This window comes from Pseudomonas sp. KCJK8993, assembly GCF_046230915.1.
Lineage (GTDB): Bacteria > Pseudomonadota > Gammaproteobacteria > Pseudomonadales > Pseudomonadaceae > Aquipseudomonas > Aquipseudomonas piscis.
Genome location: NZ_JBJJLO010000045.1, coordinates 26,800 through 46,079, shown reverse-complemented (window position 1 = coordinate 46,079; position 19,280 = coordinate 26,800). Strand labels below are relative to the sequence as shown.

The window sequence follows — 19,280 nt, the reverse complement described above, 5'->3', positions numbered from 1 at the left end:
TGAGCCGGGGAAGGCGAGGGATTTGAGGCAGAGCGCGGGTTTACAGGGCTTTGGCTGGAGAAGTTTTTTTTTCAGGCGGGCAAAAAAAACCGTGAATCGGTCAAAAAATAACCAAATTTACTAGATGTTGTGTTTTCAAAGGCAATTTCCAGGTTTTTGACACAACTCAAAACGTGGTGCTTGGTCCTGTCGAAGTGCCTTGCGGATCTCCCGGGTAAGGGCAAGTCGCCATCAATTCGCGTCATTGGTAGCGACTTTCGAGCAGGTGTCATCGTTGTGGCGGACGGCGATATACCTTCCGGAAAAAGAGGTATGCGATTGCCGGGGTCGCACGTCGTGGAACGATCCCTGTGGTGGAGCCCCAGGGCGTGGTGGACATCTTTGCCGCAAGAGGGATTTCTTGCGGCCGGCGGTCATCGAGGCCTGGGCGGCGGGGCGGCTATCAGCCGTTGGAGCAACCGTTGCCCATTACGCGGTATTGGAGAATATGTCGCAGACCTTTGGAGTCTTCATATTCCATGCGTGCCGGTACAACTTCACATACTTCTGGAACTTCGCTCATGGAAATAACTTTGGCGATATCCAGGTCCGTGGAGTAAGTGTATTCCTCTACTGCTACTTGCTGGCTTGCGGCATCAGTCGGGATCTCGTCAGCCATCGCTGTAGCGCACAGACTGCTGAGGGCCAGAACTAATAAAGCTTTCATTTGCGTTTTACCTTTCTAAGGTCGTGTGGGGTCACGCAGCCTTTTTGGGGCTGCGTGTGGAACTTGAGTAGAAGTTTGATTAACTGCCTTCGTGGGGGCTGCAACTTGGTTAATCAGTTTGCCTGTTGGGCGAGGCAGATTTTAGGCGGGGGGCGGGGCGCCATATAGGCGTACTTTTGATAAACACTTTTGACAGTTTTTGTAACAATCGCCGAAACAGCCCTTTCCAAGGGCTCCATGAATATTTTTAGAGCGCCTCGATGTGCTTGTAAGGCCTGTTCTTGAAGGGTTTCGCTAGACCCCAGGGTATTTCGCAGGGGGTTGTTACTACCATCGTCGAATGGTTCTATAGGCGTCCCCCGGCTACAACGGGGCCATACAAAAACAACTATGTCACCGAGGTAAGAAAGATGAGTGCGGCTTCTGTGTATCCCGTTCGTCCCGAGGTTCTGGCCAAGACGCTGACTGACGAGGCGACCTACAAGGCCATGTACCAGCAGTCGGTCGTGAACCCGGACGGTTTCTGGCGCGAGCAGGGTAAGCGTCTCGACTGGATCAAGCCTTTTACCACGGTGAAGCAGACCTCCTTCGACGATCATCATGTCGATATCAAGTGGTTCGCCGATGGCACCCTGAACGTCTCCTACAACTGCCTTGACCGCCATCTTGCCGAGCGTGGCGATCAGGTAGCGATCATCTGGGAGGGCGACGACCCTTCCGAGAGCCGCAATATCACTTACCGCGAACTGCATGAAGAAGTCTGCAAGTTCGCCAACGCCTTGCGTGGCCAGGATGTGCACCGTGGCGACGTGGTGACTATCTATATGCCGATGATCCCCGAGGCGGTGGTGGCCATGCTGGCCTGTACCCGTATCGGCGCGATCCACTCGGTGGTATTCGGCGGCTTCTCGCCGGAGGCCCTGGCCGGTCGCATCATCGACTGCCGTTCGAAAGTGGTGATCACCGCCGACGAAGGCATCCGTGCCGGCAAGAAGATCCCGCTCAAGGCCAATGTCGACGACGCCCTGACCAACCCGGAAACCAACAGCATCCAGAAGGTCATCGTGTGCAAGCGCACCGGTGGCGACATCAAGTGGAACCAGCATCGCGACATCTGGTACGAGGACCTGATGAAGGTTGCCGGCAGTGTTTGCGCGCCGAAGGAAATGGGGGCCGAAGAGGCCTTGTTCATCCTCTATACCTCAGGCTCCACCGGCAAGCCCAAGGGTGTGCAGCACACCACCGGTGGTTACCTGCTGTATGCATCGCTGACCCATGAGCGGGTCTTCGACTACCGTCCGGGCGAAGTCTACTGGTGCACCGCTGACGTGGGCTGGGTCACTGGCCACACCTATATCGTCTACGGGCCGCTGGCCAACGGCGCTACCACCGTGTTGTTCGAAGGCGTACCCAACTATCCGGACGTGACCCGGGTGGCGAAGATCGTCGACAAGCACAAGGTCAACATCCTCTACACCGCTCCGACCGCGATCCGCGCCATGATGGCCTCGGGCACCGCGGCTTGCGAAGGCGCCGATGGCAGCAGCCTGCGCCTGCTGGGTTCGGTGGGCGAGCCGATCAACCCGGAAGCCTGGGACTGGTACTACAAGAATGTCGGCCAGTCCCGTTGCCCGATCGTCGACACCTGGTGGCAGACCGAGACCGGTGCGACCCTGATGAGCCCGCTGCCCGGCGCCCATGCGCTGAAGCCGGGTTCCGCGGCGCGGCCATTCTTCGGCGTGGTGCCGGCCCTGGTGGACAACCTGGGGAACATCATCGAAGGCGCCGCCGAGGGCAACCTGGTGATCCTCGATTCCTGGCCGGGCCAGGCGCGGACCCTGTACCGCGACCATGACCGGTTCGTCGATACCTACTTCAAGACCTTCCGTGGCATGTATTTCACTGGTGACGGTGCGCGTCGCGACGAGGACGGCTACTACTGGATCACCGGGCGCGTGGACGATGTGCTCAACGTCTCCGGGCACCGCATGGGCACCGCGGAGATCGAGAGCGCGATGGTCGCTCATCCGAAAGTCGCCGAAGCGGCGGTGGTGGGCGTGCCTCACGACATCAAGGGCCAGGGCATTTATGTCTATGTGACCCTCAATGGCGGTGAGGAGCCGAGCGAAGCCCTGCGCGCCGAGCTGAAGAACTGGGTGCGCAAGGAGATCGGCCCGATCGCCTCGCCGGATGTCATCCAGTGGGCGCCAGGCCTGCCCAAGACCCGCTCCGGCAAGATCATGCGGCGGATCCTGCGCAAGATTGCGACTGCGGAGTACGAGGGCCTGGGTGATATCTCCACCCTGGCCGACCCGAGCGTGGTGCAGCACCTGATCGACACCCACAAGACCATGAACGTCGCCTGAGACGCCTTCTGGTTCGATGAGCCCCGTCCGGCGATGCCGGGCGGGGCTTTTTCATGGCCCGGATAAACCCTCTGGAGGAGGGCGAAGCCTCTGTGCTGGCGCTTTTCGCGCAGTTGCCCGGTCGGCTCGGGGACGAATAAATATCGGTTTGCCCGGTAGACGTATCTGAATGTTACCGGATTGGACGAAGGTGTAACCCTGCGCCCAATTTCGGGGCGATGGGAAACGTCTGGCCCCGTTTCAGGACCTTTTATACCCATATTAAAAATAAGGTATTACGCTGCGCTTGCCGGAATAGAAGGCTTTGCGAATAATAGGCCCGCAATTTGCAACGTAGATCGGTTCACTGTCTTTTGCTCTTGCATAATCCTGAAGAGCTGTCAATATGCCGCCCCGGCGTTCTCGGTGCTTCTGTAATTTGTTGTCGCATTGAGGAAATATCGGCTTCCGGCCTGTCGTTAGAATGCCGGTCACTCGCTCGTCGTTACCTGTATGTGAGTCCCTTTCCGGGCTTTCCAGGACGCAGCGCCGCTATTGAGGGTTCACCCATTCGCATATTGGGCTGTTGCTCACTCTGCCGTTTTCGCCCTTTACCGATGGAGTTCTAAGAATGAAGAAACTCGTGCTTCTTGGCGCCCTGGCACTGTCCGTGCTGTCCCTGCCAACCGTCGCCGACGAAAAGCCCCTGAAAATTGGTATCGAAGCGGCTTACCCTCCATTCGCCTCCAAGGCTCCGGATGGCAGCATCGTCGGTTTCGACTACGACATCGGCAATGCCCTGTGCGAGCAGATGAAGGTCAAGTGCGTGTGGGTCGAGCAAGAGTTCGATGGCCTGATCCCGGCACTGAAGGTGCGCAAGATCGACGCGATCCTGTCTTCCATGTCGATCACCGACGATCGCCGCAAGTCCGTGGACTTTACCAACAAGTACTACAACACACCTGCGCGCCTGGTGATGAAGGCCGGGACCCAGGTCAGCGACGGCATGGCCGAGCTCAAGGGCAAGAATATCGGCGTGCAGCGCGGCTCGATCCACGAGCGCTTCGCTCGTGAGGTCCTGGCTCCCCTGGGCGCCCAGATCAAGCCATACGGCTCGCAGAACGAAATCTACCTGGATGTAGCGGCCGGTCGCCTCGACGGTACCGTGGCGGACGCTACCCTGTTGAATGACGGTTTCCTGAAGACCGATGCCGGCCAGGGCTTTGCCTTCGTCGGTCCGGCCTTCACCGACGTCAAGTACTTCGGCGACGGCGTAGGGATCGCCGTGCGCAAGGGCGACAAGGCCGATCTGGAGAAGATCAACGCCGCCATCGCCGCCATTCGCGAGAATGGCAAATACAAGGAAATCCAGGACAAGTACTTCGACTTCGATATCTACGGCAAGTAATCCGTCGAATCTGTCAGTCCGAGATGGCGCAAGCAGCAGAATCTCTGAAGTTTGCGCCATTTTTTCATCCCAATTTTCGAGGACCTGAATCATGTTGAAAGGCTACGGGGCTGTCATCCTCGATGGCGCTTGGCTGACGCTTCAGCTCGCCTTGTCGTCCATGGCCCTGGCCATCGTTCTAGGTCTGATCGGGGTCGCGCTGCGCCTCTCGCCAGTACGCTGGCTGGCCTGGCTGGGCGACCTGTACTCCACGGTGATCCGTGGCATTCCCGATCTGGTACTGATCCTGCTGATCTTCTACGGCGGCCAGGACCTGCTCAATCGCGTGGCACCGCTGCTGGGCTACGACGACTACATCGACCTCAACCCGCTGGCCGCCGGTATCGGTACCCTGGGTTTCATCTTCGGAGCCTACCTGTCGGAAACCTTCCGTGGCGCCTTCATGGCGATTCCGAGGGGGCAGGCGGAGGCCGGCATGGCCTACGGCATGAGCAGCGCGCAAGTGTTCTTCCGGGTGCTGGTGCCGCAGATGATCCGCCTGGCGATTCCCGGCTTCACCAACAACTGGCTGGTGCTGACCAAGGCCACCGCGCTGATTTCCGTGGTGGGCTTGCAAGACATGATGTTCAAGGCCAAGCAGGCGGCGGATGCCACCCGCGAGCCTTTCACCTTCTTCCTTGCGGTGGCGGCCATGTACCTGGTGATTACCAGTGTCTCGTTGCTGGCGCTGCGTCACCTTGAGAAGCGCTACTCGGTAGGCGTAAGGGCGGCTGATCTATGATCTTCGACTACAACGTCATCTATGATGCCTTGCCGCTGTATTTCAGCGGCCTGCTGACCACCTTGAAACTGCTGGCGCTGTCGCTGTTCTTCGGCTTGCTGGTGGCGCTGCCCCTGGGGCTGATGCGCGTATCCAAGCAGCCGCTGGTGAACATGACCGCCTGGCTCTACACCTACGTGATCCGTGGCACCCCGATGCTGGTGCAACTGTTCCTGATCTACTACGGCCTGGCCCAGTTCGAGGTCGTGCGTGAAAGCTTCCTCTGGCCCTGGCTGTCCAGCGCGACCTTCTGTGCCTGCCTGGCCTTCGCCATCAACACCAGCGCCTACACCGCCGAGATCATCGCTGGCAGCCTCAAGGCCACGCCCAATGGCGAGATCGAGGCGGCCAAGGCCATGGGCATGTCGCGCTACAAGATGTATCGCCGCATCCTCCTGCCGTCGGCCCTGCGCCGTGCGCTGCCGCAGTACAGCAACGAAGTGATCATGATGCTGCAGACCACCAGCCTGGCCTCCATCGTCACCCTGATCGACATCACTGGCGCGGCCCGTACCGTCAACGCGCAGTACTACCTGCCGTTCGAGGCCTACATCACCGCCGGCGTCTTCTACCTGTGCCTGACCTTCATCCTGGTGCGCCTGTTCAAGCTGGCCGAAGGCCGCTGGCTGCGCTACCTGGCGCCGCGGAAGCACTGATATGGAACGTATCGATCATCCATTGCCCTGGAGCCACCTGGGCAGCGAGCGCAGCATCTCGGTATTCCGTTTCGGCAGCGGGGAGCGCAAGGCCTATATCCAGGCCAGCCTGCACGCAGACGAACTGCCTGGCATGCGGACCGCCTGGGAACTGAAGAAACGCCTGGCCGAGCTGGAAGCCCAGGGCGCCCTCAAGGGGGTCATCGAGCTGGTGCCAGTGGCCAATCCCCTGGGGCTTGGGCAGTTGCTGCAAGGCAATCACCAGGGGCGTTTCGAAGCCGGCAGTGGCAAGAACTTCAATCGCGATTTTGTCGAGCTCAGCGTGCCGGTGGCCCAGCGCCTGCAAGGGCGCCTGGGTGACGATGCCCACGCCAACGTGCAACTGATCCGCCAGGCCATGAGTGAGGTGCTGGCCGAGTTGCCGCCCGCCGCCAGCCAGTTGCAGGGCATGCAGCGGGTGTTGCTGGCGCATGCCTGTAGCGCCGATGTGGTGCTGGATTTGCATTGCGATACCGAGGCGGCGCTGCACATGTATGCCTTGCCGCAGCATTGGCCGCAATGGCGTTCCCTGGCGGCTCACCTGGATGTGCGGGTCGGCCTGCTGGCGGAAGATTCTGGTGGCAGTTCGTTCGACGAAGCCTGTTCACTGCCCTGGTTGCGCTTGTCGCGGCAGTTCCCCGAGGCACAGATTCCCCTGGCCTGCCTGGCGACCACGCTTGAACTGGGTGGCCAGGCCGATACTGGCCGGCCCCAGGCCGAGGCGCATGCCGAAGGCATCCTGGCGTTCCTTGCCGAGCAGGGGCTGATTGCCGGGCAGTGGCCGGCGCCAGAGCGTGAAGCTTGCGAGGGCATGCCCTTCGAAGGCACTGAATTGTTGTATGCGCCGCATCCTGGCGTGGTGAGCTTCCTGCGTCCGGCCGGTAGTTGGGTGGAAGTGGGCGAGCCGCTTTTTGAAGTGATTGATCCTCTATCCGATCGGGTCAGCACGGTGTGTGCTGGCACCAGCGGCGTGCTGTTCGCCGTTGAGCGGCTGCGTTATGCCCAACCCGGTTTCTGGCTGGCCAAGGTGGCGGGGCGCGAAGCGCTGCGTCACGGGCGCTTGCTCAACGACTGACTGTTTTTGTGAGAACCGACCGCATGTACAAACTTGAAGTCCAAGACCTGCATAAGCGCTATGGCAGCCATGAAGTGCTCAAGGGCGTGTCCCTGAAGGCCGCGGCCGGCGATGTGATCAGCATCATCGGCTCCAGTGGCTCGGGCAAGAGTACCTTCCTGCGTTGCATCAACCTGCTGGAGCAGCCCCATGCCGGGAAGATCCTGCTGAACAATGAAGAGCTGAAGCTGGTGGCCAACAAGGACGGTGCCCTCAAGGCCGCCGATCCCAAGCAGTTGCAGCGCATGCGCTCGCGCCTGTCGATGGTGTTCCAGCACTTCAACCTGTGGTCGCACATGACCGCCATCGAAAACATCATGGAAGCCCCGGTGCATGTGCTGGGCGTGCCCAAGGCCGAAGCCCGCGAGAAGGCCGAGCACTACCTGGCCAAGGTCGGCGTGGCGCATCGCAAGGATGCCTACCCGGGGCATATGTCCGGCGGTGAGCAGCAGCGCGTGGCGATCGCCCGGGCCTTGGCCATGGAGCCTGAGGTGATGCTGTTCGACGAGCCGACCTCGGCCCTGGACCCGGAGCTGGTGGGCGACGTGCTGAAGGTCATGCAGTCCCTGGCCCAGGAAGGCCGGACCATGGTGGTGGTGACTCACGAGATGGGCTTTGCCCGCGAGGTGTCCAACCAGCTGGTGTTCCTGCACAAGGGCCTGGTGGAAGAAAGCGGCAATCCACGGGAAGTGCTGGTGAATCCGCAATCAGAACGTTTGCAACAATTCCTCTCCGGCAGCCTCAAGTAATCGCTGCCGTTATGCACCAAATTAGGTCATGCTGAGCGCCCTGCGCCAGATGGTCTAACTTGGTGCTGCCGCCTTTGGCTTCTCCTACTGTTTTTCGTTTCGGATCGCCCGCCATGACTGCCCATCGAATTGGTTTCCTGATTTGGCCCAGCACTAAAGCCTTGACGCTGGCGCTGGCCGAGGAGGCCTTGCGCGTCGCCCAGCGGGTCCATCCGGAAGTGGTCTATGAGTTGGCTTTCCTCCAGGCCGAGCCTGCCGTGGAAGGTACCTGGCAACTGCCGGGCGAGCCTTGGGCGGGCAAGCTGGAGGGGTGCCAGAAACTGTTCCTGCTGGCCGATGAACCTCCGGCGCCGGTGGGTTCGGCGCTGGGCGCCGCGCTCAAGCAACTGGTGCGCGCCGGTTGTGTGGTCGGCGGGTTGTCGGCCGGGGTCTATCCGTTGGCCCAGCTGGGGTTGCTGGATGGCTACCGGGCAGCGGTGCACTGGCGCTGGCAGGACGATTTCGCCGAGCGTTTTCCCAAGGTCATCGCCACCAGCCACCTGTTCGACTGGGATCGCGATCGGCTGACCGCCTGTGGCGGCATGTCGGTGCTGGACCTGCTGCTGGCGGTATTGGCCCGGGATCACGGTGCGGAGCTGGCTGGCGCGGTGTCCGAGGAACTGGTGGTCGAGCGCATCCGCGAAGGTGGCGAACGCCAGCGTATTCCGTTGCAGAACCGCCTGGGCTCCAGCCATCCGAAGCTGACCCAGGCGGTGTTGCTGATGGAAGCCAATATCGAGGAACCGTTGACCACCGACGAAATCGCCCAGCATGTCTGCGTGTCCCGGCGCCAGCTGGAGCGGATCTTCAAGCAGTACCTGAACCGCGTGCCGAGCCAGTACTACCTGGAACTGCGCCTGAACAAAGCGCGGCAGATGCTGATGCAGACCAGCAAATCGATCATCCAGATCGGCCTGTCCTGCGGCTTCTCCTCCGGCCCGCATTTCTCCAGCGCCTATCGCAACTTCTTTGGCGCCACCCCGCGGGAAGACCGTAACCAGCGGCGCAGCAGCAGCCCGTTCGAGCTCTCTTCCGTACCCGCCGAGCGCGGCTGACCCCATTCTTTTTTGTACTCGCAAGCAGCGGTTCGAAGCCTTGGGCGACCGCTGCCGAAGGCGGCGTGCGGCTTGGCATCGGCCGCCAAGGCCATTTGGGTCTTCGTTGCCGCTTTCATCGGCGCTGCGTGCCTGGTCGCAGCCTGCGGCAGCGGCTCAAGAGTGGGTGTGGGCGGGGCTGCCGGCCAGGCGGATAATTAGCCCGGCAAACCTGCCGTTCAGGCGCCCCGCAGTTTAAACTGCGCCTTTGCGACGCAATTTGTCGCATTGCCATAAACCCGCGAAAAACCGGGGTTGGCGCTATAAGAAGTTGTCGCTTGGCGACAAGGCCGGGCAGAAAACTGTCCTTACAATCCCTCCATCGCTCGCCAGTTCCAGGCGGGTGTTCCTCTTCAGGAGACTCCGATGTCCGTTGAGCAAGCCCCGGTGCAACGCGCCGATTTCGACCAGGTGATGGTTCCCAACTACGCACCTGCGGCTTTCATTCCTGTGCGCGGCGCGGGGTCTCGAGTCTGGGACCAGGCTGGCCGGGAACTGATCGACTTCGCCGGCGGCATCGCGGTCAACGTGCTGGGGCATGCCCATCCGGCCCTGGTGGGAGCCCTGACCGAGCAGGCGAACAAGCTGTGGCATGTTTCCAACGTCTTCACCAACGAGCCGGCCCTGCGCCTGGCCCACAAGCTGATCGACGCCACCTTCGCCGAGCGCGCATTCTTCTGTAACTCCGGTGCGGAAGCCAACGAGGCCGCCTTCAAGCTGGCCCGTCGCGTGGCCCATGATCGTTTCGGCGCCGAGAAGTACGAAATCATCGCGGCGCTCAACAGCTTCCACGGCCGCACCCTGTTCACCGTCAATGTCGGTGGCCAGGCCAAGTACTCCGATGGCTTCGGTCCGAAGATCACCGGCATCACCCATGTGCCGTACAACGACCTGGCCGCGCTGAAAGCCGCGATCTCCGACAAGACCTGCGCGGTGGTGCTGGAGCCGGTCCAGGGCGAGGGCGGGGTGTTGCCGGCCGAGCTGGCCTACCTGCAAGGTGCCCGCGAGTTGTGCGACCAGCACAACGCGCTGCTGGTGTTCGACGAGGTGCAGACCGGCATGGGGCGCTGCGGCGAGCTGTTCGCCTACCAGCACTACGGCGTGACGCCGGACATCCTCACCAGCGCCAAGAGCCTGGGCGGTGGCTTCCCGATCGCGGCGATGCTGACCACCGAAGAGCTGGCCAAGCACCTGGTGGTCGGCACCCACGGCACCACCTACGGCGGTAACCCGTTGGCTTGTGCCGTGGCCGGTGCGGTCATGGACGTGATCAACACCCCTGAAGTGCTCAATGGCGTCAAGGCCAAGCATGATCGCTTCAAGACCCGCCTGTCGCAGATCGGCGCCAAGTACGGCCTGTTCACGCAAATCCGCGGCCTGGGCCTGCTGCTCGGCTGCGTACTCAGCGATGCCTGGAAAGGCAAGGCCAAGGACGTGTTCAACGCGGCCGAGAAAGAAGGCTTGATGATCCTGCAGGCCGGTCCGGACGTGGTGCGTTTCGCCCCGAGCCTGGTGGTCGAGGATGCGGATATCGACCAGGGCCTGGACCGCTTCGAGCGCGCCGTGGCGAAACTGACCCAAGCCTGATCCAGGCGGTGGGACTTCTCGGCGCCGGTGCTTTTCCCGGCGTCGAGCACTAATTCCTGTGCCGGGCTATCCCGGCATTTTTTTCCCTGAGTCGGACGGTTTCCGACCCTGTTCTAGAGTAAGGAGTGACACCATGCTGGTGATGCGCCCCGCGCAAATGGCCGATCTGGGCGAGGTACAGCGTCTGGCTGCAGACAGCCCGATTGGTGTCACCTCCTTGCCGGATGATGTGGATCGCCTGCGCGACAAGATCGCCGCGAGCGAGGCTTCGTTCGCCGCGGAGGTGAGCTTCAACGGCGAAGAGAGCTACTTCTTCGTCCTCGAGGACACCGCGAGCGGCAAGCTGGTGGGCTGCTCGGCCATCGTTGCCTCGGCGGGCTACTCCGAGCCGTTCTACAGCTTTCGCAACGAAACCTTCGTCCATGCGTCCCGCGAGCTGAAGATCCACAACAAGATTCATGTCCTGTCCCAGTGCCACGACCTCACCGGCAACAGCCTGCTGACCAGTTTCTATGTGGTCCGCGACCTGGTGGGCACGCCCTGGGCCGAGCTCAATTCCCGTGGCCGCCTGCTGTTCGTGGCTGGCCATCCGGAGCGTTTCGCCGATTCGGTGGTGACCGAGATCGTCGGTTATAGCGACGAGAATGGCGATTCGCCGTTCTGGGACGCCATCGGCCGCAACTTCTTCGACCTCAACTATGCCGAGGCCGAACGCCTGTGCGGCCTCAAGAGCCGGACCTTCCTGGCCGAGCTGATGCCGCACTACCCGATCTACGTGCCGCTGTTGCCGGACGCCGCCCAGGAAGCCATGGGCCAGGTGCATCCGCGGGCGCAGATCACCTTCGACATCCTGATGCGCGAAGGTTTCGAGACCGATCACTACATCGATATTTTCGACGGCGGCCCGACCCTGCATGCGCGGGTTTCCGGGATCCGCTCGATCGCCCAGAGCCGCGTGGTGCCGGTGAAGATCGGCGAGGCGCTCAAGGGCGGCGGTCGCCAGTACCTGGTCGCCAATGGCCAGTTGCAGGACTACCGCGCGGTGCTGCTGGAGCTGGACTACGCCCCCGGCAAGCCGGTGACCCTGGATCTGCAAGCAGCCGAGGCCCTGGGTGTCGGCGAAGGTGCCAGCGTGCGCCTGGTGGCGGTTTAACGGCGGCCTCCAGACCCTGGAAGGCCTGTCTGCAAAGCAGCGAGTTTCGCGGATGCCGTCAAAGGCGTCCGTCTGAGGAGATAGCATGATCGTTCGTCCCGTACGCAGCAGCGATTTACCCGCGCTGATCGACCTGGCCCGCAGCACTGGCACCGGCCTCACCACCTTGCCGGCCAACGAAGAGCGCCTGACCCATCGGGTCGGCTGGGCGGAAAAGACCTTTCGCGGTGAAGCCGAGCGTGGCGATGCGGACTACCTGTTCGTGCTGGAAGACGACAACGGCCGCGTGGTGGGGATTTCCGCCATCGCCGGTGCGGTCGGCCTGCGTGAGCCCTGGTACAACTTCCGGGTCGGCCTGACCGTCAGCGCCTCCCAGGAGCTGAACATCTACCGCGAGATCCCGACGCTGTTCCTGGCCAACGACCTGACTGGCAACTCCGAACTGTGCTCGTTGTTCCTGCATGCCGACTATCGCAGCGGTCTCAACGGCCGCATGTTGGCCAAGGCGCGGATGCTGTTCATCGCCGAGTTCCCGCAGCTGTTCGGCAACAAGATCATCGCCGAGATGCGTGGCATGTCCGACGAGCAGGGGCGTTCGCCATTCTGGGAAAGCCTGGGCCGGCACTTCTTCAAGATGGAATTCAGCCAGGCGGACTACCTCACCGGTGTCGGTAACAAGGCCTTCATCGCCGAACTGATGCCCAAGTTCCCGCTCTACACCTGCTTTCTTTCCGAGGACGCGCGCAACGTCATCGCCAAGGTCCACACCGACACCGAGCCGGCCCTGGCCATGCTCAAGAGCGAGGGTTTCAGCTACCAGGGTTATGTCGACATCTTCGATGCCGGCCCGGCGGTGGAGTGCGAGACCAGCAAGATCCGCGCGGTGCGCGACAGCCAGGCGCTGGTATTGGCCATCGGCACCCCGGGCGACGATGCCACGCCATTCCTGATCCACAACCGCAAGCGTGAGGAGTGCCGTATCACCGCGGCGCCGGCGCGCTTCGCCTCGGGCACCCTGGTGGTCGATCCGCTGACCGCCAAGCGCCTGCAACTCAACGCCGGCGACCAGGTCCGCGCGGTTCCGCTGTCTGCTTCTCGGGAGTCGAAATAATGAGCACGCTGTACATCGCCGGCCAATGGCTGGCCGGCCAGGGTGAAGCCTTCACCTCGGTCAATCCGGTGACCCAGGAGGTCATCTGGTCCGGCAACGGTGCAACACCTGCGCAGGTGGACAGCGCAGTACAAGCTGCACGCCAGGCATTCCCGGCCTGGGCCAAGCGTTCCCTGGAGGAGCGCATCGGCGTGCTCGAAGCCTTCGCTGCCGGCCTCAAGGCCCGTGCCGACGAACTGGCCCGCTGCATTGGCGAGGAAACCGGCAAGCCGTTGTGGGAAGCGACCACGGAAGTGACCAGCATGGTCAACAAGATCGCCATCTCGGTGCAGAGCTACCGTGAACGCACCGGCGAGAAGAGCGGCCCGCTGGGCGACGCCACTGCCGTGCTGCGGCACAAGCCCCATGGCGTGGTGGCGGTGTTCGGCCCCTACAACTTCCCTGGTCACCTGCCCAATGGCCACATAGTGCCGGCGCTGCTGGCGGGTAACAGCGTGCTGTTCAAGCCCAGCGAGCTGACGCCCAAGGTCGCCGAGCTGACGGTCCAGTGCTGGATCGAGGCCGGCCTGCCGGCGGGCGTGCTCAACCTGTTGCAGGGCGCCCGGGAAACCGGAATCGCCTTGGCCGCCAACCCGGGGATCGATGGCCTGTTCTTCACCGGTTCCAGCCGTACCGGCAACCACCTGCACCAGCAGTTCGCCGGTCGCCCGGACAAGATCCTGGCCCTGGAGATGGGCGGGAACAACCCGCTGGTGGTGGACCAGGTCGCGGACCTGGATGCGGCGGTGTACACCATCATCCAGTCCGCCTTCATCTCGGCTGGCCAGCGCTGCACCTGTGCCCGTCGCCTGCTGGTGCCGACCGGCGCCTGGGGCGACTCTCTGCTGGCGCGCCTGGTGGCGGTCAGCTCGAGCATCGAGGTGGGTGCCTTCGACCAGCAACCGGCGCCGTTCATGGGCTCGGTGATCTCCCTGGGCGCCGCCCAGTCACTGCTGGATGCCCAGCGCCAGTTGTTGGCCAATGGCGCCGTGGCCTTGCTGGAGATGACCCAACCCCAGGCCCAGGCCGCACTGCTGACCCCGGGGATCCTGGATGTCACCGCGGTGGCCGAGCGACCTGACGAGGAGCTGTTCGGGCCGTTGTTGCAGGTGATCCGCTACGCTGATTTCGATGGCGCCATCGCCGAGGCCAACAACACCCAGTACGGCCTGGCGGCCGGCTTGCTGTCGGATTCCGAAGAGCGCTACCAGCAGTTCTGGCTGCAGAGCCGGGCCGGGATCGTCAACTGGAACAAGCAGTTGACCGGCGCCGCCAGCAGCGCGCCATTCGGTGGCGTGGGAGCCTCGGGCAACCATCGGGCCAGCGCCTATTACGCGGCGGACTACTGCGCGTATCCGGTCGCGTCCCTGGAGACTCCGAGCCTGGCCTTGCCGGGAGCGCTGACCCCGGGCGTGCGCCTGGATTGATGAGATGCCGTGGTGCGCCCCTGGTGCTCCACGGCAGCGGCTGCAAACAGCGGTGGGGCGTCGATGAGGCCGCTGCCGCAGGCTGCGAACGTCTTTTGAAACGGGCGTCGGCGGCCTCAAGACCTGTACTGATATCGATGCCTATAACAAGCAGATTCGTGGAGCCTCGCTGATGAAATCCTATGAAGTCAATTTTGACGGTCTAGTGGGGCCGACCCATAACTACGGCGGTTTGTCCTACGGCAACGTCGCCTCCCAGAGCAACAGCCAGCAGGGCTCCAATCCCAAGGAAGCGGCGCTGCAGGGCCTGGCGAAGATGAAGGCGCTGATGGACATGGGTTTCCAGCAGGGTGTGCTCGCCCCGCAGGAGCGTCCGGACGTGGCCGCGCTGCGCAGCCTGGGTTTTGCCGGGAGCGATGCGCAGGTCATCCAGCAGGCGGCCAAGCAGGCCATGCCGTTGCTGGTCGCCAGTTGCTCGGCTTCGAGCATGTGGGTGGCCAACGCCGCCACCGTGAGCCCGAGCGCCGACACCGCCGACGGCCGCGTGCACTTCACCGCCGCCAACCTCAACTGCAAGTACCACCGCAGCATCGAGCACCCGACCACCAGCCGGGTGCTGAGGGCGATGTTCGCCGACCAGAAGCGCTTCGCCCACCACGCCGCCCTGCCGGCAGTGGCGCAGTTCGGTGACGAAGGCGCGGCCAACCACACGCGCTTCTGCCGTGACTACGGCCAGGCTGGCGTCGAGTTCTTCGTCTTCGGTCGCAGTGCCTTCGACAATCGCTACCCGACGCCACAGAAGTACCCGGCGCGCCAGACCCTGGAAGCGTCCCAGGCCGTGGCCCGGCTGCATGGCCTGGACGAGGACGGAGTGGTCTACGCCCAGCAGAACCCGGCGGTGATCGACCAGGGCGTGTTCCATAACGACGTGATCGCCGTGGGCAACGGCGAGGTGCTGTTCTACCACGAGGACGCCTTCCTCGAGACCGGCAAGCTGCTGGTCGAACTGCAGGCCAAGCTGGGCAAGCGTGGCGGTAACTTCCAGGCGGTCTGCGTGCCGCGCTCCCAGGTGACGGTGGAGGACGCAGTGCGTTCCTACCTGTTCAACAGCCAGCTGTTGTCTCGTGCCGATGGCAGCATGCTGCTGATCGTGCCGGAAGAGTGCCGTAACAACGAGCGGGTCTGGCAATACCTGCAAAACCTCACCAGCTCCGGTGGCGTGATCCGTGAAGTGAAGGTCTTCGATCTCAAGCAAAGCATGCAGAACGGCGGTGGCCCGGCATGCCTGCGCTTGCGCGTGGCGCTCAACGAGTCCGAGCTGGCGGCGGTCAACCCTGGCGTGATCATGACCGCGCCGCTGTACGAGACCCTGACCCAGTGGGTCGGCAAGCATTACCGCGATCGTCTCACCGAAGCCGACCTGGCGGACCCGCAGTTGCTGGTCGAGTGTCGCACGGCATTGGATGAGCTGACGCAAATCCTTAGACTGGGCGCGGTTTATCCTTTCCAGATCAATTGACGGCCCGCACCCGGACGATCCGGGTGCGGTGCTTCACCCCAGACGAGAACCGACCCATGAGCGATACCCTGCAACTGATCCTTGAAGATGCCGAAGGCGCCCAACAGGAAACCTCCTGCACCCGTTTTGCGGTGCTGTGGCAAGGCAAGGAAGTGTGGATCCAGCAGGACGGCCGTGGCCAGTTGCTGATTGGCGTGGATGTGGAGGAGGGCGACGAGGAGTACGCCAGCCTGCTGTTGCGCCCTCTGGCGACCAACCTGGTCAGCCTGCAGTTGGAAATGGAGCCGGCCGACGCTGGCGACGACGATCACGTGCACGGCCCTGGCTGCGGCCACGCCCATTAAGGAACGCGTTTTATGCTCGCCCTCGGCAAACTGCTTGAACTGACCCTCGCCGGCCGTGAACCGGCAGAGAAGACTCAACTGACTGTCGACGGCGTGCGCATGCGCTGGCTAAGCGAGGGGGCGCTGGAAGTGCGCCCGCCCGAGGCGCGCGACAACGGCCTGGATCTGTTGTTGTCCGCCGGGATCCATGGCAACGAGACCGCTCCCATCGAGTTGCTCGACCGCCTGTTGCATGACATCGCCCGGGGCGACCTGAAACCCCGCACCCGTCTCCTGTTCCTGTTCGGCAACCCCGAGGCCATGCGCCGCGGCGAGCGTTTCGTCGAACAGGACGTCAATCGCCTGTTCAATGGCCGGCATGAGCAGAGCAGTGGGCATGAGGCCCTGCGCGCCTGTGAGCTGGAGCGCCTGGCGGCGAGCTTCTTCAGCCTGCCGGGGCGCGAGCGCTTGCACTACGACTTGCACACGGCCATTCGCGGTTCGAAGATCGAGCAGTTCGCCCTGTATCCGTGGAAGGACGGGCGCCAGCATTCACGCCGCCAGCTGGAGCGCCTGCGGGCCTGCGGCATGGAGGCGGTGCTGTTGCAGAACAAGCCTTCCATCGTGTTCAGCGCTTACACCTACGATCAACTGGGGGCCGAATCCTTCACCCTGGAGCTGGGCAAGGCCCGGCCGTTCGGGCAGAACCAGGGGGTCAACGTCGAGCGCCTGGAAACTCGCCTCAAGCAACTGATCGAGGGCAGCGAGCCACCTGCGGAGCAGGACAGCCTTGAAGGGTTGAAGTTGTTCAGTGTCTCTCGGGAAGTGATCAAGCACAGCGACAGCTTTCAACTGCACTTGCCGGCGGACGTGGAGAACTTTTCCGAGCTGGAGATGGGTTACCTGCTGGCCGAGGACATCGCCCAGACCCGCTGGGTCATCGAGGAGAAGGGGGCGCGGATCATTTTCCCCAATCCCAAGGTCAAGAATGGCCTGCGTGCCGGGATCCTGATCGTACCGGCCACGGCCGATGGCCTGGGCTGATACTGCTAGTCAGCAGGGTTGACCGCCATCGCGGGCAACCCTGTTGCAGCCCTTACACCGCGACTGCGCGTTGTTCGTTACGGCGCAGGGCGCGAGTCTTGTTCAGGGTGTCGGCGCAGGTGATGGCCGCCTCCCGCCCCTTGACCACGAAGTGTTCGAAGAAGAACTTCTGGTGTTCTTCCCCCGCATGGAAATGATGGGGGGTCAGCACCACCGAGAACACCGGCACTTCGGTTTCCAATTGCACCTGCATCAGCCCGTTGATCACCGCCTGGCCGACGAAGTCGTGACGGTAGATGCCACCGTCCACCACCAGGCCGGCAGCGACGATCCCGGTATAGCGACCGGACTTGGCCAGCAGCTTGGCTTGCAACGGGATTTCGAAGGCGCCGCCGACCTCGAAGCAGTCGATATCGCTTTCCTGATAGCCCTGGGCGAGCATTTCGTTGATGAAGCCCTGGCGGCTCTGGTCGACGATCTCCTTGTGCCAGCAGGCCTGGACGAAGGCGACGCGTTCGTTGGGGTGGTGTTTGCTTTTGCTATCGATAGCAGAGAGTTGCATCTGTTCTGACTCCTGTTTGTATGAAAAACAGGGCATGCATGAATCGAATGGGATTCAAGGGTGCGCGCAAGACCCGCGTGGTTCTCCCACGACGGTTCGGCAGCGGCCCTTCGGCGCTAATCCCGTTCTCTCTTCATCCGGACTATGACCGTCGGCCCCGGGATCACACCGGGTCTGCTGACCTTGTCATCACCTGCAGGCAAGCTGCCGATGGTGCCAAGCGCTCGCGGGCTATGCACATTGCGCGCAATTACCGCCGGTGGGGAATTGCACCCCGCCCTGAGAACGTTTGCCCGTGGCGTTGGCCCGGGCGGTGGATTTTTAACACAGTCTGCCCAGGAAAACATCGTACCTTTTGGTTCTTGTCGGATTTTTCGTGCTCAGGATCAGTTTTTTCTAAAGTTGTTGCTTGATTATTCGGGGGTGAGACGGCAGTAATTCATGTCCGAAAGGGAATTCCCTGTCTTAACCGGGCCTGAGGGTCCAGCAGCGAGGCCAGATGTGATGAGCGTGATCGATCTTCGTAGTGACACCGTGACCCAGCCGACTCCCGGCATGCTCGATGCCATGGCCAGCGCCCGCACCGGGGACGACGTGTACGGCGAGGATCCGACGGTCAACCAGTTGGAAGCCGAGCTGGCCCGGCGCCTGGGGTTCGCCGCGGCGCTGTTCGTGCCCTCCGGCACCATGAGCAACCTGTTGGCGTTGATGGCCCACTGCGACCGTGGCGACGAATACATCGTCGGGCAGCAGGCCCATACCTACAAATACGAGGGCGGCGGCGCGGCGGTGCTGGGCTCGATCCAGCCGCAGCCGCTGGAGGTCCAGGCCGATGGTTCGCTGGACCTGGGCCAGGTGGCGGCGGCGATCAAACCCGACGATTTCCATTTCGCCCGCACCCGCCTGCTGGCCCTGGAAAACACCATGCAAGGCAAGGTGCTGCCGCTGGCCTACCTGGCCCAGGCACGCGCCTTCAGTCGCGAGCACGGCCTGGCCCTGCACCTGGACGGGGCCAGGCTGTACAACGCGGCCGTGCAACTGGGCGTCGATGCACGGCTGATCAGCGAACACTTCGACTCGGTGTCGGTGTGCCTGTCCAAGGGCCTGGGGGCACCGGTGGGCTCGGTGTTGTGCGGTTCCAGCGAGCTGATCGGCAAGGCCCGGCGCCTGCGCAAGATGGTCGGTGGCGGCATGCGCCAGGCCGGTGGATTAGCGGCCGCTGGCCTGTACGCCCTGGATCATCAGGTGCAGCGCCTGGCGGACGACCATGCCAACGCCCGTTTGCTGGCCGAAGGTTTGCGCGAGGTGGGCTACAGCGTCGAGCCGGTACAAACCAACATGGTCTATGTGCAACTGGGCGAGCGAGCCGCAGCCCTCAAGGCCTTTGCCGGTGAGCGGGGCGTGCGTTTGAGCGCCGCGCCGCGGATGCGCCTGGTGACCCACCTGGACGTCGATCGCGGGCAAATCGACCAAGTGGTGGGCACCTTTGCCGAGTTTTCCCGTAAGTGACAGTGTTCTCCGTCCAATTGACTGTTTGTATCGTAC

17 protein-coding genes and 1 riboswitch are annotated in these 19,280 nt (G+C 62.7%); of the genes, 15 read left to right on the top strand and 2 right to left on the bottom strand.

Features of this window, described 5'->3' with window-relative positions; all coding sequences use genetic code 11:
- Positions 1 to 442 precede the first annotated feature (442 nt).
- Positions 443 to 706: a DUF2790 domain-containing protein gene (locus ACK6AU_RS16275; RefSeq protein ID WP_083456990.1), complete on the bottom strand. Its 264-nt coding sequence runs from the start codon at positions 704 to 706 to the stop codon at positions 443 to 445.
- A gap of 410 nt (positions 707 to 1,116) precedes the next feature.
- Between ACK6AU_RS16275 and acs the strand changes: the two genes are divergently transcribed.
- From acs to astE, 14 genes are all read left to right on the top strand, one after another.
- Positions 1,117 to 3,072 carry an acetate--CoA ligase gene (gene acs, locus ACK6AU_RS16270; RefSeq protein ID WP_185701476.1) on the top strand — a complete coding sequence of 652 codons (1,956 nt, stop codon included), beginning with the start codon at positions 1,117 to 1,119 and terminating at the stop codon, positions 3,070 to 3,072.
- A gap of 610 nt (positions 3,073 to 3,682) precedes the next feature.
- Complete coding sequence (locus ACK6AU_RS16265) at positions 3,683 to 4,459, top strand: ABC transporter substrate-binding protein (RefSeq protein ID WP_185701477.1); 777 nt, start codon at positions 3,683 to 3,685, stop codon at positions 4,457 to 4,459.
- A 91-nt stretch (positions 4,460 to 4,550) separates the two neighbouring features.
- Positions 4,551 to 5,240 (top strand): ABC transporter permease, encoded by a 690-nt coding sequence (locus ACK6AU_RS16260; protein WP_185701478.1) that lies wholly within the window; start codon positions 4,551 to 4,553, stop codon positions 5,238 to 5,240.
- Positions 5,237 to 5,935 carry an ABC transporter permease gene (locus ACK6AU_RS16255; RefSeq protein ID WP_185701479.1) on the top strand — a complete coding sequence of 233 codons (699 nt, stop codon included), beginning with the start codon at positions 5,237 to 5,239 and terminating at the stop codon, positions 5,933 to 5,935. The genes ACK6AU_RS16260 and ACK6AU_RS16255 overlap by 4 nt, the downstream gene beginning before the upstream one ends.
- Before the next feature lies 1 nt (position 5,936).
- Positions 5,937 to 7,049 (top strand): succinylglutamate desuccinylase/aspartoacylase family protein, encoded by a 1,113-nt coding sequence (locus ACK6AU_RS16250; protein WP_409300039.1) that lies wholly within the window; start codon positions 5,937 to 5,939, stop codon positions 7,047 to 7,049.
- A 23-nt stretch (positions 7,050 to 7,072) separates the two neighbouring features.
- Positions 7,073 to 7,837: an ABC transporter ATP-binding protein gene (locus ACK6AU_RS16245; protein ID WP_185701481.1), complete on the top strand. Its 765-nt coding sequence runs from the start codon at positions 7,073 to 7,075 to the stop codon at positions 7,835 to 7,837.
- Between the two features lie 113 nt (positions 7,838 to 7,950).
- Positions 7,951 to 8,931 carry a transcriptional regulator ArgR gene (gene argR, locus ACK6AU_RS16240; RefSeq protein WP_185701482.1) on the top strand — a complete coding sequence of 327 codons (981 nt, stop codon included), beginning with the start codon at positions 7,951 to 7,953 and terminating at the stop codon, positions 8,929 to 8,931.
- A 405-nt stretch (positions 8,932 to 9,336) separates the two neighbouring features.
- Positions 9,337 to 10,557, top strand: coding sequence for an aspartate aminotransferase family protein (locus ACK6AU_RS16235; protein ID WP_185701483.1), 1,221 nt, complete (start codon positions 9,337 to 9,339; stop codon positions 10,555 to 10,557).
- A 133-nt stretch (positions 10,558 to 10,690) separates the two neighbouring features.
- Entirely contained in the window at positions 10,691 to 11,710 is a 1,020-nt protein-coding gene (gene aruF / locus ACK6AU_RS16230) for an arginine/ornithine succinyltransferase subunit alpha (RefSeq protein ID WP_022640326.1), read from the top strand.
- Positions 11,711 to 11,795: 85 nt separating this feature from the next.
- Positions 11,796 to 12,821: an arginine N-succinyltransferase gene (astA, locus tag ACK6AU_RS16225; RefSeq protein WP_409300035.1), complete on the top strand. Its 1,026-nt coding sequence runs from the start codon at positions 11,796 to 11,798 to the stop codon at positions 12,819 to 12,821.
- Positions 12,818 to 14,287: a succinylglutamate-semialdehyde dehydrogenase gene (gene astD, locus ACK6AU_RS16220; RefSeq protein WP_185701490.1), complete on the top strand. Its 1,470-nt coding sequence runs from the start codon at positions 12,818 to 12,820 to the stop codon at positions 14,285 to 14,287. Before astA ends, astD begins: the two co-directional genes overlap by 4 nt.
- 172 nt (positions 14,288 to 14,459) lie before the next feature.
- Complete coding sequence (gene astB, locus ACK6AU_RS16215) at positions 14,460 to 15,806, top strand: N-succinylarginine dihydrolase (RefSeq protein ID WP_409300033.1); 1,347 nt, start codon at positions 14,460 to 14,462, stop codon at positions 15,804 to 15,806.
- A gap of 56 nt (positions 15,807 to 15,862) precedes the next feature.
- A complete protein-coding gene (locus ACK6AU_RS16210) occupies positions 15,863 to 16,150 on the top strand; it encodes a hypothetical protein (RefSeq protein WP_022640322.1) in 288 nt (95 codons plus the stop codon).
- Between the two features lie 12 nt (positions 16,151 to 16,162).
- Positions 16,163 to 17,173: a succinylglutamate desuccinylase gene (gene astE, locus ACK6AU_RS16205; RefSeq protein WP_409300031.1), complete on the top strand. Its 1,011-nt coding sequence runs from the start codon at positions 16,163 to 16,165 to the stop codon at positions 17,171 to 17,173.
- A gap of 52 nt (positions 17,174 to 17,225) precedes the next feature.
- On the opposite strand, the gene ACK6AU_RS16200 is transcribed toward astE, so the two are convergent.
- The gene (locus tag ACK6AU_RS16200) at positions 17,226 to 17,735 is read right to left on the bottom strand and encodes a 6,7-dimethyl-8-ribityllumazine synthase (protein ID WP_409300029.1); all 510 of its coding nucleotides are present in this window, start codon (positions 17,733 to 17,735) and stop codon (positions 17,226 to 17,228) included.
- A 120-nt stretch (positions 17,736 to 17,855) separates the two neighbouring features.
- Positions 17,856 to 18,026, bottom strand: a riboswitch (FMN riboswitch).
- A gap of 213 nt (positions 18,027 to 18,239) precedes the next feature.
- On the opposite strand from ACK6AU_RS16200, the gene ltaE reads away from it, so the two are divergent.
- Positions 18,240 to 19,244, top strand: coding sequence for a low-specificity L-threonine aldolase (ltaE, locus tag ACK6AU_RS16195; RefSeq protein ID WP_185701488.1), 1,005 nt, complete (start codon positions 18,240 to 18,242; stop codon positions 19,242 to 19,244).
- Positions 19,245 to 19,280 lie beyond the last annotated feature (36 nt).